Origin of the sequence: Streptomyces sp. NPDC015144 (assembly GCF_043079735.1) — a bacterium.
Lineage (GTDB): Bacteria > Actinomycetota > Actinomycetes > Streptomycetales > Streptomycetaceae > Streptomyces.
In genome coordinates, this window is the sequence record NZ_JBIBUU010000004.1 from 174,360 (window position 1) to 187,877 (window position 13,518).

7 protein-coding genes and 3 tRNA genes are annotated in these 13,518 nt (G+C 70.6%); 3 read left to right on the plus strand and 7 right to left on the minus strand.

Annotated elements, in window-relative coordinates; translation table 11 throughout:
• Positions 1–62: 62 nt before the first annotated feature.
• The 5 genes from ACF08W_RS09740 to ACF08W_RS09760 all read right to left on the minus strand — a co-directional run bounded on the left by ACF08W_RS09740 (position 63) and on the right by ACF08W_RS09760 (position 10,525).
• Positions 63–1,946 carry an ABC transporter ATP-binding protein gene (locus tag ACF08W_RS09740; protein WP_385204410.1) on the minus strand — a complete coding sequence of 628 codons (1,884 nt, stop codon included), beginning with the start codon at positions 1,944–1,946 and terminating at the stop codon, positions 63–65.
• A 124-nt stretch (positions 1,947–2,070) separates the two neighbouring features.
• On the minus strand, positions 2,071–2,253 hold the full coding sequence (locus tag ACF08W_RS09745) for a hypothetical protein (protein ID WP_352275161.1): 183 nt from the start codon (positions 2,251–2,253) through the stop codon (positions 2,071–2,073).
• A 186-nt stretch (positions 2,254–2,439) separates the two neighbouring features.
• Positions 2,440–3,054: a hypothetical protein gene (locus ACF08W_RS09750; protein WP_392278964.1), complete on the minus strand. Its 615-nt coding sequence runs from the start codon at positions 3,052–3,054 to the stop codon at positions 2,440–2,442.
• Positions 3,055–3,188: 134 nt separating this feature from the next.
• Complete coding sequence (locus tag ACF08W_RS09755; RefSeq protein ID WP_392278965.1) at positions 3,189–9,470, minus strand: DNRLRE domain-containing protein; 6,282 nt, start codon at positions 9,468–9,470, stop codon at positions 3,189–3,191.
• A 227-nt stretch (positions 9,471–9,697) separates the two neighbouring features.
• On the minus strand, positions 9,698–10,525 hold the full coding sequence (locus ACF08W_RS09760; protein ID WP_392278966.1) for a glycoside hydrolase domain-containing protein: 828 nt from the start codon (positions 10,523–10,525) through the stop codon (positions 9,698–9,700).
• Between the two features lie 388 nt (positions 10,526–10,913).
• Between ACF08W_RS09760 and ACF08W_RS09765 the strand changes: the two genes are divergently transcribed.
• Positions 10,914–10,987 (plus strand) — tRNA-Ile (locus tag ACF08W_RS09765).
• Between the two features lie 229 nt (positions 10,988–11,216).
• On the opposite strand, the gene ACF08W_RS09770 is transcribed toward ACF08W_RS09765, so the two are convergent.
• Both ACF08W_RS09770 and ACF08W_RS09775 read right to left on the minus strand, forming a co-directional pair.
• Positions 11,217–11,289, minus strand: a tRNA-Asn gene (locus ACF08W_RS09770).
• A gap of 5 nt (positions 11,290–11,294) precedes the next feature.
• A tRNA-Asn gene (locus ACF08W_RS09775) sits at positions 11,295–11,367 on the minus strand.
• 174 nt (positions 11,368–11,541) lie between these two features.
• Here ACF08W_RS09775 and ACF08W_RS09780 point away from each other — a divergent pair.
• Both ACF08W_RS09780 and ACF08W_RS09785 read left to right on the plus strand, forming a co-directional pair.
• Positions 11,542–11,835 carry a YtxH domain-containing protein gene (locus ACF08W_RS09780; RefSeq protein WP_385204402.1) on the plus strand — a complete coding sequence of 98 codons (294 nt, stop codon included), beginning with the start codon at positions 11,542–11,544 and terminating at the stop codon, positions 11,833–11,835.
• A 76-nt stretch (positions 11,836–11,911) separates the two neighbouring features.
• On the plus strand, positions 11,912–13,357 hold the full coding sequence (locus ACF08W_RS09785) for an FGGY family carbohydrate kinase (RefSeq protein ID WP_392278967.1): 1,446 nt from the start codon (positions 11,912–11,914) through the stop codon (positions 13,355–13,357).
• Positions 13,358–13,518: the final 161 nt, after the last annotated feature.

The following is a 13,518-nucleotide window of genomic DNA, read 5'->3' on the forward strand; positions in this document are numbered from 1 at the left end:
ACGGACCAACCGGGTATCCCGCCGACGGGCCGCGCGCCCGGCCGTGGCCCGCCGGACGCGTTCTACGGTCGGTCGATGCCGGTGGTCCGGACGGCCCGGTGGACGGTGCCGTTGTACTGCGGGTGCCCCTTGCGCTCGAAGAGGGTGGCGTAGAGGCCGCTGCGGTCGAGGAGTTGGGTGTGGGTACCGGATTCCACGAGCCGCCCCTCGTCCAGGACGAGGATGCGGTCGGCGTCGGCGGCCAGGGCCAGGTCGTGGGTGATCACGATGGTGGTGCGGCCCTTGGCCAGTCGGCGCAGGGGTTCGAGGATGCGCTCGGCGGCCAGCCGGTCCAGTCCGGTGGTGGGCTCGTCGAGGATGAGGACGGGGGCGTCGCGCAGCATGGCGCGGGCGATGGCGATCCGCTGCAACTGGCCGCCGGAGAGCCGGGAGGTACCGGTGGATATGACGGTGTCATATCCCTCCGGAAGGAGCTCGATGAACTCGTGCGCGTCCGCCGCCCGCGCGGCCCGCACCACGTCGTCGTGGCTGGATCCGGGGCTGCCGCAGCCGATGTTCTCCTCGATGGTGTCGTGCAGGACGAGGGTGTCCTGCGGCAACAGCGTGACGTTGCGGCGGAGATACGTCAGCGGCAGCCGGTCGAGGGAGACCCCATCCAGCAGGACGCTGCCCGTGTCCGGGTCGTAGAAGCGCAGCATCAGGGCGGCCAGGGTCGACTTGCCCGCGCCGCTGGGGCCGGTGAGGACCAGCAGTTCCCCGGGGCTCGCGGTGAACGACAGGTCCTGGAGCACCTGCTCGTCGCTGCCCGGGTAGTGGAAGGACACCCTGCGGGCCTCCACCTCGCCGAACGCCCGCTCGTTCGCCGGCTCGGGCACGGAGCCGGCCGGGTCGGTGACGGCGGGGTCGGCGTCGAGGATCTCCAGCAGGCGTTCGGCGCCGGCGGTCGCGGCGGTGGCCGTCAGCCCGAGGGTGCCGAGCTGGCGGATCGGCGGGTAGAGGTAGCCGATGAAGGCGGCGAAGGCCAGCAGTTGGCCGAGGGTCATCCGGCCGGCCGAGATCTCCCACGCCCCGAGGCCGATGATGGTGAGGACGCAGATCGTTTCGAGGACCTCGATGAACTGCGCGTAGAACTCGGTGAGCCGGACCGCCCTCACCGCGGCCCGCAACCGGGTCCACGCCTTGCCCCGCAGCCGCTCCTCCTCGGCCTCCTGCCGGTTGTACGCCTGGGTCATGACGACGTTGACCAGCGTCTCCTCGACCACCGCCGTGATGGCGCCGTCCGCGGCGCGACCGCGCCGGGAGACCGCGCGCAGCGGCCCGGCGAACCGGCGGGTGACGAAGAGGAGGACCGGGACCATGACGAAGGTGGCCAGGGCCAGGTCCCAGCGCAGCCAGAGGGCGGCCGCCGCGTAGAAGGCGGTACCGAAGAGCGCCGAGGCCGCGCCGACGATGCCGGAGACCACCAGCGCCTCGATGGCCTCCACGTCGCCGGTGAGCCGCTCCACCAGGTCGCCCCGGCGGTTGCGCTGGAAGAAGTGGGGCGGAAGGTTCTGGAGGTGGCCGAACACTCGGGCCCGCAGCCGGAGCACGAAGCGCTCGGCGGTCCAGGCCGCCAGCGAACTGCCCAGATACCCCAGCACGGCACCGGCGACCGCGACCGCGAGCCACTGACTGGCCGGCCGCCAGAACGCGCTGACGTCCCCGCTCGTGAGCGCCTTGTCGGTGAGTTGGGCGAAGAGCAGGACGGTGACGGTCTCGGCCAGTGCGGCCAGGATCGCGCAGATGAAGACGATGACGAGCCAGCGCCGATCGCCCTTGGTCAGCGGCCAGAAGCGCCGGAAGGAGGCGAGGATGCTGACCGGGTCGGTACGGATCGGGACGTCGGTCACGGGGTCGGCCGGTTCGTCGAAACCGTCGGAACTCGCGAGCGGGCTACGGAAACGCATGGGCATCACACCATGGGGGAGCCGTCGTCACGGATGTCGCACGTCAGGGGCACGGGCCCAAAAATCGAGGCGGACCCGCGCGAGTCGCGCGAGCCTGCCTCTTTGTTCGGGTCAGAGCGAAGGGTCAGCAACCCCAGCGACGCCCGCGACCGAACCGGCCGTAGCCGAAGTCGCCGTAGTCGCCGTAGTCGCCGAAGCCACGTCCGCGGCCGTATCCGCCGCGTCCGTAACCACCGCGGCCGCCGTATCCACCGCGTCCGCCGTGGCCGCCCCTGTCTCTGCGGTCGAAGATGCTACGAACCTTCATCTTCGCCTCCTCCGGAGGTATTGAAGTCGCCGCTCCTTGCTCTTGCTGCGGCACTTTCGACACTACGTCCGCCTTCTGAGGCCAACAAGTCGTAGAAGCCGTAATCAAGGATTAATAGCGACAAATCCCCTTAATTCTCCGCAGTGTTGCCGCTCGCTACCTTCCGTAGCGGAAGTCGCCACAGGGTCACCACCAGCCACCGACCGTGGCCGCGTCGGACGGGCGGGGCGGCTGGGACAGCTCGACGGCCTCGCCGACCGGAACGTTCCCGGCGGGCGTGGAGCGGGCCGCCCGGACGCGGAGGCGGTCGCCGGGGAAGAGCACGAGCAGGGCCAGGTCCGAGGGGACCGGGCGGTGGCCGCGGGACGGTTCCGTCAGGTTCTCGACGTCGAGGACGTCGGCCTCCGCGGCGACCAGGAGTTCCACGAAGCGCAGCAGTTCATCGCCCTCGTCCTCGGCCGATCTGCCGGTGTGGACGAGGGATTCCGACTCCGTGACGACCGCCAGCCCCCGCCCGGCGAGCACCGCCTCCCGGGACGCGACGTCCCGGGGATCGAACCCCAGCAGCCCGCCGCTGAGATGGTCGCAGCCTGCCCAGCCACCGGGGCCGCGCACGGAGTGGAAGAGCTCTTCCGCGACAAGGCCGTCGTCCCGGCGGTGGAGGATCAGGACGCAGCCGATGGCATGCTCGGTCCAGACGTCCGCGACGACCGGTTCCACAATGCCGCCGGGGCCCGCGGTGGCCGCCGGAGGACCGTCCTCAAGGGCTTCGAGGGCCGTCTCGGCCAGGGGGCGTGTCATTTCTTCCGCCTTCCGTCGCAGCGTGCTTCCGCCGTGCGGTCGATCGTAGGGAGAGCCGGATGGAGTACCGCACAGCGGTGGCGCACCCCTCCTCGGGAAGGGCGCGCCACCTGTTCAACGGATGATCCCGCCGGTCACTTGGCCATGCAGTTGTCGGTCATGTTGGCGACGAATCCCCGCCAGCCGAAGACCGCGACCATACCGCCGGTCCAGATGCGTGTTCCCGGCTTCACCTGGATGTTGTAGTGGACGGCCCACTGGAGCTTCAGCGGTGTGTACCAGCTCTTCTTGCTCTGGAGCTTGACCATCTTGCCGCTCCGTCCCGGCTTGACCCCCCAGGTCTCGGCCTGGGTGGCGTTCTTCGAGAGATAGCGGTTGGCGAATCCGGTCACCTGGACGTTGATGTAGTAGCCCATGTAGCGATAACCGTTCTTCGCGACGCCGCCTCCTCGCCGGGTCGTGATGATCCGCATCCCGTAGCCGTTCCTGATACGGCGTGAGCCGCACTTCGGGTACGTGCCGTCGGTGTCGGTGGCGTTGCACGGATCGGCGTTGGAGTAGTCGTACGCGTTGGCGGAGCCACCGTAGACCGGGTCGGTCTGGAGGAACCTGCCCCGCACCGGGTCGTACAGCCGGACGCCCATGAGCATCAGACCGGTCGGTGTCTCGGAGGAACGCTGCTGCGAGCCGAGCCAGCCGTACCGCGCGGCAGGGTTTCCGGAACGCGCGTTGCCGTACTCGTCGTTGTCGAGCGCGACCGGTGCCTTGGCGGTGTCGAGCGGCAGTTGGAGCGCGACGTCACCGTGGATGTCGGTGAGCTGCAGCACCGTGTCGCCCGTCTTGCCGGTGGTGGCCCCCAGGGTTCCGGTGACCGTCTCGACGTTGCGGGTCAGCGCGCCGGTGGCGGTGTCCTCCACGATCCAGCGCGGGTTGTCGCCGTCACTGTCGTAGTGGTTCAGCTTGGCCCCGGTCTGGGTCCAGGTGCTGCCGCTTCCGGTCTCCACCTTCCAGGAACGGAACCGCAGCGCGGCGTCGAGCTGCCAGGTCTGGCGGCTGCCGTTCGCGGTCTGCTGCTGGGCCAGGTCGTTGGCGTAGTAGCCGATCGTGCCGTGACCGGGCACGGCCGTTGCCCGGCCGAAGGCGTCGTACGTCGAGCCCGTGTCGGCCGCCCGGTCGGCGGAGTCGTACGCGTAGGACCTGGCCGTGCCGCCCGTGGTGGGGCAGTCGGCGCCGGGGGCACCGACCGCCGTGGTGAGCGAGGTGCGGTTGCCGCGCTGGTCGAAGCCGTACGCGCGTCGGGTGCAGACGGTCTCCGCGGTGTCCTTGACAGCACTGAGCCTGCCGACGGTGTCGTACGTGTACTCCTGGTCCGACCAGCCGGCCTGCGCGGTCACCTGGCCGTGCACGGACTCACTGACACGGTCGGAGAACAGGACCGTGCCGTCGCTGTCCCGGGTGTAGGTCCGGGCGACCGCGGAGCCCGCGGTGTCCTTGGTCTGGGTGAGCGTGTAGCCGCCGGGCAGCTGCTCGCTCACCACGCCGCCGTCCGGGTCGTAGACCGCCGTGAAGGCTCCGGCCACGGAGTCGGTGACCTTCGTCGGCAGACCGCGCGGCTCGGCCGCGTGGTCGTAGGTGAGGGTGACGGTGGACGGGACCGAGTCGGTCACCTTGACCGGACGGTCGAGTGCGTCGAACTCCACCTGGGTCCGGCCGCCGTCGGCGTCCGTGTACGAGATCAGACGGGTCAGCCTGTCGTAGACCCGGGTGATCGTCCCGCCGGTCGCGGAGACGGACTTGACCGCCTCTCCGTTGACCGGGTCGTACACGATGGCGACCTGCGGAACGGCCGCGCCGGAACCGCCGGTGATCGCGACGTCGACCGGGCGGCCCGCCGCGTCGTGGGTGGTCGTGGTGGTGCGGGTGACACCGTTGGCCGACTCGGTGGTCTTCGCCGTGTTGCCCCACCAGTCGTACTCGGTCGTGGTCGTGACCAACTGCGTCGGGTTGGTGCCACCGCCGGTGACCGGACCCGCGGGGCCGGTGGAGCACACCTTGCCCGCCCACTCCGGACGCCCGGCGCAGGCACCGGTGCCGGTCGCGGACCAGTAGGCGGTCACCCGGGCCGCCGCGTCGGCGCCGTTGGAACCGGGCAGCAGCTGCTTGACGACCCGGCCCTGGGCGTCGTGGACGGTCTCGGTCGTGAGTGCCTTGCCGCCGGGGTCCTTGATGGTCTTGACCTGGACACCCTTGGCCCAGTCGTAGGTGTACTGCGTCCGGCGGACCTCGGCGTGGGTGGCCGGGTGCTCACGGACCTGGGCGCCGACGGCGACCTTGGTGATCTGGTCCTTGACCGTGGCCGTTCCGTCGGTGGGACGGCCCGCGTCGTACTCGTTGACCGTCCAGGTCCGGGCGGTCACGGGGGTGCCCGCGGGGACCAGCAGGGTGGTGCCGGACATGAGGTCCGCCGTGAGGTCGATCCGCCGCAGCGGGGCGAACTCCTCCAGCTTGCGCGTCCCCGCGGCGTTGTACACCGAGCGGGACGAGAGCAGTTCGGCGCGCTCGGCGCCGGTCAGCTGGGCGATCCCGAGCTCCGCCTGGACGGCCTTGTCCGCCGGGGTGAGACCGAGCGCCACGGACCGGTTGGACGCGCTCAGCTCGCGCACGGTGTTGCCGAAGCGGTCGATCTCGGTGGTGGAGACGTGCCCGCCGGGGGCCGCCGCGTTCACCTGCTGCCCGGAGGCGGCCAGGTAGTTGACGCCGGCCCGCCGGTAGTCGGACGCGCCCAGCGCGGTGCCGACGTGCCCGGCGGGCACCGAGTCGGAGGGGAACACCGCAGTCGCGTCGGTGGGCGCCTCGCTCTGGCCCCATGCCTTCACGGCCGCCGCACCCATCTGGTAGGGCGCCGCGGAACCGGTCAGCGGCACCTCGTAGACGACGCTGGTCACGGCCTCGCCATCGACGGTGTCGACCGTGCCCGGCTTGAGCGTGGGCAGGGCCGCCTTGAGGAGCATCCCGTCACGGGCGTTCGCGGAGGAGCCCGCCTTGCCGTACGTGAAGGTCCAGGGAAGCTGCCCCGGAGGGGTGTAGGTCGTGACCCGGCCCTTCGCGTCGTATCCGTAGACCGTCTTGATCGGGGGCGAGATCTGGGCCTGCCAGCTCTCCCGGAGCCGGCCGAGGCCGTCGTACGCGTACGACTGGACCGCCTTGGCCGTGGCGGCGGAGGCTCCGGGCGCGGTCGACCACAGCCGGATCTCCTTCACCTGGCCGGTGTAGTCGCCGAAGGCCGAATCCGTCGCCGTGGTACTCGTCGCGTAGACGAACTCCAGGACGCGGCAGCCCCTGGTGGACGGGGTCGTCGCGCACGTGTCGGAGGGGACCCCCGAGTCCTGGGAGATCACCCGGTGCGGGCGGGCCAGCTTCTTGCCGTCCACGGTCACGGTCTGCGAGACCATGGTGACCGTCGAATCGTCCTTGCCGTCGAGCATGGTCGAGGCCACGTTCCAGACGGTGGACGCGGCGTCCAGCTTGCTGAACGTGGTGACCGCGCCCTCGGTGTCGGTCAGGGTGAAGGTGCCCGTGACGCTGCCCTTCAGGGTCAGCTTGGGCGCGCCCGGCTCGGCAATCCAGCCCGTCCTCGCCGCGTTCGCGGTGAAGTGGACGGCGTCGCCGCTGCCCGCCGCCACGCGGACGGCCGTGTCGGAGATCTTCTGGACGTAGACGTAGTCGGACTCGGACGCCTCCGCGTTCATGCCCGCGGACCACTGCTTGCCGAAGATCGGCAGCTGGCCCTCCTGGTCCGCCGCCAGCTCGGGCTGGAGCGAGGAGGCGGTACGCGTGACCGACATGCCGAAGTAGGACGCCTCCGACTCGGACAGCGTGTACTCGCCGGTGAGCAGGTTCAGCGCGCCCGGACCGATCCTGCCCGGCGCGGCGCCCTGGGCCGTCCGGTCGACGACGGCGTTGAGCGGCTGCGTGCTGCCGGAGGCGGAACCGGGGCCGGTGAAGTCCGCCTTGATCTGGATGCTGCCGTCGGGGTCGACCGTGTCCGTGGCGTTCCAGACCAGCGGGGCGTTCCGCCCGTTCACCATCGGCACCGGCCACGCGGTCAGCGCGGTGTCGCCGGACATCACGTCACCCGCGGGGATCCTCACCCACGGGTCGGCCTCGGAACGGCGCCACGAGAAGGACACCGCGTTGTACTTGCCCGCTTCGGCCTCGGCCACCAGCGGAAGGCGGCGTGCCGTCCGGTCGCCCTCGGTGGGCCGGACGAAGCCGCCGGGGCCGGCGTGGAAGACGTACTCGACGGCCTCGGACTTGTTGTCGGCCTTGTCGACGGCCCGCACCTGGAGGGTGTGGGTGCCGTCCTTCGGAGGCGTGATGCCGATGCTCTTGGCAGCCGTGGAGCCGGAGGTCACGACCTTGGTCCAGGTCGCGTCGTCCAGGGTCCATTCGAGCCACTGGTGATCGGCGGCCGGCGGGGTGACCGTGAACGTGCCGGCCTGCCCCGCTCCCTTGACCCACGCACCGGCCGGATAGTCGGTGGAGGTGATCGCGCCGGGCGCGGAGGGAGCCTTGGTGTCGACGGTGAAGACCTTCCACGCCGACCAGCCGGTGTTGTAGTGCGCCCCGTCGTACGGCGAGGTGCGGAACTTGTACGTCTTGCCGTTGGTCAGCACACCGGCCGGGACGGTCACCGAGGCGACCTGCCCGGAGGGGACGAACTTGGAGACGATGACATCGCCGACCTGGGTGTTGGTGGCGTTGTCGAAGATCTGGAAGGTGCCGTTGACCTTGTCACCGTCGGCGTCGACGAACGTGTCGCGCAGGGTCGGCGTGAGGGTGTTGACCGTGTAGGCCCCGCCGTAGGAGAAGTACGGCGGTCCGGCCTCCTGCTTGGTGCCGGTGCGGGGCCGGTAGTTGTACCTGACGGTCAACTTGGGCGGGTTGGAGGCGGCATTGGCCGAGTTGACCCGCTTCCACTGCGCCACCACGCCCTCGTCGGAAGCGCGCAGACCCATGTGTCCGCGGGTGGCCTTCGCCGAGGCCCACTCCTGCGCCAGGGTGGTGACGTCGGCGTTGATCCAGCCGTCGGGCTGCGCGGCGCAGGAGGCGTTGCCGCGGGTCTCGGTGGAGGTGGCCTTCTTCGCCGTCATCGTGGGGCGGTTGGTCCACCGGCTGGCGGTGGTCGCCGCGGGCGAGGACCAGACTTCCCAGGGGTAGTTCTTGCAGTCCACGTTGTTGCCCGAGTGGAAGTTCCACAGGGACAGCTTCGCGTCCAGAACCAGGGCGTCCTGGATCGGCGACGTGTTCCAGGAGATGAAGGACTGCGCGGTGCGCGGGGTTCCGTCGGCGTTCTTCGTGCCCGGGTTGCCGAGGTCCAGCTCGGTGTCGGCCGACCAGTCGACGGTCTCGCCCTGCTGGACGTAGGTGTCGAAGACGTTGGACAGCGACGACGTGGAGGGGTCCACCGTCACCGGATACTTGGTGGCCGGGTCGGCCAGGAAGTCCGCGTCCGGGGTGATCACCAGATCGACCGAGGCTCCCTTGACGACGGCCTTCATCGCGACAGGTACCCGCCGGGTGTGCTCACCGGAACGCTCGTCCACGGTGGCGTCCCACATCACCGGGGCGGGCATGACGGCCTGCTTCTTGTTCTTCCGGTCCGTGAACAGGACGCTTCCGTCCGCCCGTTGCTCCGCCTTGAGACCCTTGGTCCGCAGCGGAAGCGTGTACGTGTAGGCGTCGGTGGCGGGCCGCTGCTTGATCTCGACATACTGCTCAAAGCCGGTGCGTGTCGCCTCGACGACCACGTCCGCGCCGGGGATCGCATCGACGTACTCGGCACGCGTGCCGTCCAGCCTCGGCGCGGGAAGTCCGCCCTTCCACTGCAGCGTGATCTGCTCGTCGCCCTCGCCGAGCGTCACCAGGTCGGTGGCCTTCGACGCCTGCGCGGCCTTCAGCGAGGCGGCGGGGGTCCCCGTCCGCCCGGCGAGCGCGAGGCCGTGCGGATGCGCCTGGGGCCGGACCGAGCCGTCGGCACGGGTGACGAGATCGAGATCCACGTCCCGCCACTGGCCGGCGTCGCCGTCCTGGAAGCGGACGGGGCCGGCGGCCAGCTCCGTCGTCAGCGAGCCGTCCTCGTTCACCCAGGTCGTGGATGTTTCCGTACGCTCCGACAGCGCTTCGACGCGCTTGCCGGCCAGGCGCGCGGCAACGCGGGCGGAGGGGATGTCCGCGGCCTGGGTGACCGCGGCCTTCTTGGGCGCGGCAGGGATCGACGGTGCCGCGGCGACCGCCGCACCGGCACCGTCGATCAGGCTGACCGACAGGGCGAGGGCGAGACCGCCCGCCACGTGGCGCAGCACCCTGGCCGATCTGAACCGTCCGGGTTCGTGCACATATCTCTGACTTCTCATTATTCCTCGGTCCACGAAGGGCCTTCGCCTCACTTATGTGAAGCAAATTCAAAGGTAACGAGGAGAAGTTGTGCACGAACCTGGACCAGCTCACCCAAGGGCCACGACTCGGCCACTCGGGGCGATGTGGTGTCGATCACCATGGAGCGTCAAACATGAAGGAGGGGACGGAATTTGATGAACCGAGAGCAACGGCGGCCGATCGCGGCGCCTCGGGCGGCTCCCCGTCAGCCGATGATCGCGACGGGGGCGTCCCAGGCGTTGCGGTCGACGGTGATGGTGTAACCGCCTCGGGTCTCCTTGCTGTTGACCATGTACTGGTGGCCCCGGCTGTGCCCGGTGAACTGGTCCGGCTTCCACGGCCAGTCCGTGGTCGTCGTGTTCTTCTTGTCCCACAGGGCGTACCAGAGGTTGCCCGGCAGGTCCGTCTTGTTCGTGGCCGTGGCGATCGCCTTGGCGCTGGAGCTGCTGAACCCGTAGAAGCCGCCCCGGTAAGTGGCGTTGCGCAGCGTCCTGGTGAAGGAGCGTACGTACGTCAGGACGGCGTCGTTGCACGCCTTGTCGGTGATGTCGTACGGCTCCATGTCCAGGTAGACGGGGCTGCCGGCCTTCATCCCCAGCGCGGACGCCTTGGCCACCGCGTCCTTGGCGTTGCTCGCGCCGACGGAGGCGGCCGTGGCGGCGGTGAACCTCTCGGGGTTGGCGCTCTTCTGGCAGGGCGGCTGGGCGCCGACGTAGAGCGGGATCAGCTTCCAGCCCGCGGTGCTGACCGACTTCACCCAGGACTTGGTCAGGTTGGGCTGGGCGCAGCCGCGGTTCTTCCCGCCGATGTAGACGGCGGCGGCGCCGTAGAACCCGGTGTTCCACGCCTTCATCGCGGCGAGCGAGGGCGCGGTGCAGGCGTCGAACGCCCGCCCGGTGTACGTCTTCTGCGCGGGCCAGGTGGTGGCCGCCATGGACGTCTGCGCCGCGATCCCGGCCCCCGTGGCCACGACCACACCCGTGGTCGCCCACGCGATGTAGCGGCCCTTCCTGGACAGCCTGTGTCGGGACAATTCCCCACCCCATTCACTCGCGGCCCCCCGGCCGCATCCGACGCACGCCCGCGCCCGGCGGACACCGGCGGCGACCCCTGCCGCGACACCGGTACGCAGATCCGCGCGGTGGTGTGATTCTCCGTTCCGGATGGCCGGAACGGATCGCACGATAGCCGACGAGGTTGACACGATCGGGACGCCGCCCGGACTTCCCGTCCCACGGCCCTCGCCATGGTGCGGGTGGGGCTGGAGTGACTCTTTCGCATGGACTTCACCCGGTCCGGAACCACGCGGAGCACGGCGGAGTCTTCATGGTCATGGGTAGCCGACCATCCGGAGCGGGAGATCGTATGACCGGCTATGCTGCGGCAGACGGCGCGCACACTTGTACGCGCCACGCCGAAAAGGGGCGGTAGCTCAGCCGGTTAGAGCAGCGGACTCATAATCCGTCGGCCGTGGGTTCGAGTCCCACCCGCCCCACACGGTATCCCCAGGCAGAATCGTTCTGACCTGGGGAAACGTGTTTTTCGGGCGGTTTTTCGCGCGCGTCGACCGCGTCTGGCCCGGTGCCCACCGGGCCGGTGAACGAGGCACCGCACGTGCGGAGAGGACTGCCGGGACGGATCCCGCCCACTGCCCACCGTCCGGCAGGTCCACCCATGGGCGCGGGCACACGAAAAAGGACCCCGAAGGGTCCTCTTCCGATCTGCTCCCCCGACTGGACTCGAACCAGTAACCCTCCGGTTAACAGCCGAATGCTCTGCCAATTGAGCTACAGGGGATCGCGCTCCCCCGACTGGACTCGAACCAGTAACCTGCCGGTTAACAGCCGGCTGCTCTGCCAATTGAGCTACAGGGGATTGCTGCGTGTGCACCGAACCCGACCACCCTGGCTCCTGCCGGGCGGCGCGTGCTCGCTGCGACACATACATTAGCGCAAGCAGGGGGGTGCTTTGCCAATCGGTATCCCCCGGGGTGATCTCCGGTGCCCGCAGGCACGCGGGCAGCACACGTCGCAAGGAAGGGTGGCACCCATGCGGTACCGGCTCACGTTCATCGCCGGACTGGCCCTCGGATACGTGATCGGGACACGGGCCGGGCGGGAGCGCTACGAGCAGCTGAAGGAGTCCGCGCGCCGGGTCGCCCGGAACCCGGCCGTCCGGAACACCGCCGAATCCGCCGCCCAGAGCGGCCGGGACCTGGCCGGAAAGGCGTACCAGGCGGTGAGCGACAAAGTGGGCGAGAAGGTGCCGGCCTCGGTGGCCTCGCGACTGCGGCCGCGCCAGGACAGGGTCACGGAGGACGACTGGGGCACCAGCAACACGTAGGGCCCCGCCGAGGGCGTCCCGCCCCTGCCGCACCACGGGTACGGAAACGTCCCCGCGGTGCGGCAGAATCTTGTGCATGGGGATAGTCGCCGGGCTGGACAGTTCTTCCGCCTTCACGCACATCGTCGTCTGCGACACGGACACGGGCGCCGTACTGCGCCAGGGGTTCGCCGCGCATCCCGTCGAGGCGAAGGCCACCGATGTGGACCCGCAGGCGTGGCTACTCTCGCTCGGCGAGGCCGCCACCGGCGGGCTGCTCGAAGGGGTGGAGGCCATCGGGGTCTCCGCCCAGCAGCACGGCCTGGTGCCCCTGGACCAGCAGGGCAACCCCGTCCGCCCGGCGCTGCTCGGCAACGACCGGCGGGCGCAGGCCGCGGCGGCCGATCTGGTCGACGGGCTCGGCGGGCGGCAGGCCTGGGCCGAGGCGGTCGGCTCGGTGCCGCAGGCCGCGCAGCCGGTGTCGAAGCTGCGCTGGATGGCGCGGACCGAGCCGGAGGCGGCCCAGCGGGTGGCCTCGGTGCTCCAGCCGCACGACTGGCTGGTGTGGCAACTGCTCGGCCGCCCCGCCCGGCGGACCACCGACCGGGGCGCCGCGTCCGGCACCGGCTACTGGTCCGCGGAGACCGGGGCCTACCGGCCCGACCTGGTGGAGCTCGCGCTCGGGCACCAGGCCGCGCTGCCCGAGGTGCTCGGCCCCTCCGACACGGCCGGCACGACCCCCGAGGGGCTGCTGATCTCGGCGGGGACCGGCGAGACGATGGCGGCGGCGCTCGGGCTCGGACTCGGGACCGGTGACGCGGTGGTGTCGCTGGGGGCGTCGGGTTCGGTCATGGCCGTGCACCACCAGGCGCTCTCCGACCCGACCGGGACCATCACGTCGTTCGCCGACGCGACCGGGCAGTACATGCCGGTGGTGCACACCTCCAACGCCGTACGGGCGCTGCGCGGGAGTGCCGAGATGCTCGGTGTCGAGAGCCTCGACGACCTCTCCACCCTGGCGCTGAAGTCCACTCCGGGCGCCTCCGGTCTCGTCCTGCTGCCGTACCTGGAGGGCGAGCGGACGCCCAGGCTGCCGCACGCCGCCGGAACACTGTGCGGGCTGCGGCGCGAGTCGATGAAGCCGGAGCACCTGGCACGCGCCGCCTTTGAGGGGATGCTCTGCTCGCTGGCCGACGCGCTCGACGTGCTGCGTGGGCGGGGCGTCGAGGTGCGGCGGGTGTTCCTGCTGGGAGCGGCGGCCGCGCTGCACGCCGTGCAGACCATCGCCCCGGCGCTCCTGGGGACGCAGGTGGTCGTGCCGCAGCCCGCCGAGTACGCGGCGCTGGGCGCGGCCCGGCAGGCCGCCTGGGCGCTGGGGGTCTCGCGGGGCACCGCCGATCCCCTCACCCCGCCGGCCTGGCAGGGTGCGGCCGCGCAGGTGCTGGAGCCGGGTGCGGAGCTGTCCGTCGGGCAGGCGGTGCGCCAGCAGTACGCGGCGACGCGGGACCAGATCCACCCGGGGGCCTTCGACTCTGCGGGCTGAGGAAGGCCCGAGGGTTGAGGGGCCCGCCGCCGAGGAGAAAGGTCTGCGGGCCGAGGAGAAAGGTCTGCGGGCCGAGGAGAAGGGTCGGGAGGGCTCGCGGTCGATGAGGGTCTGCGGGCCGAGGAACGCCCGCGTGCGACGGCGTGCGCGAAGGGGCCGCG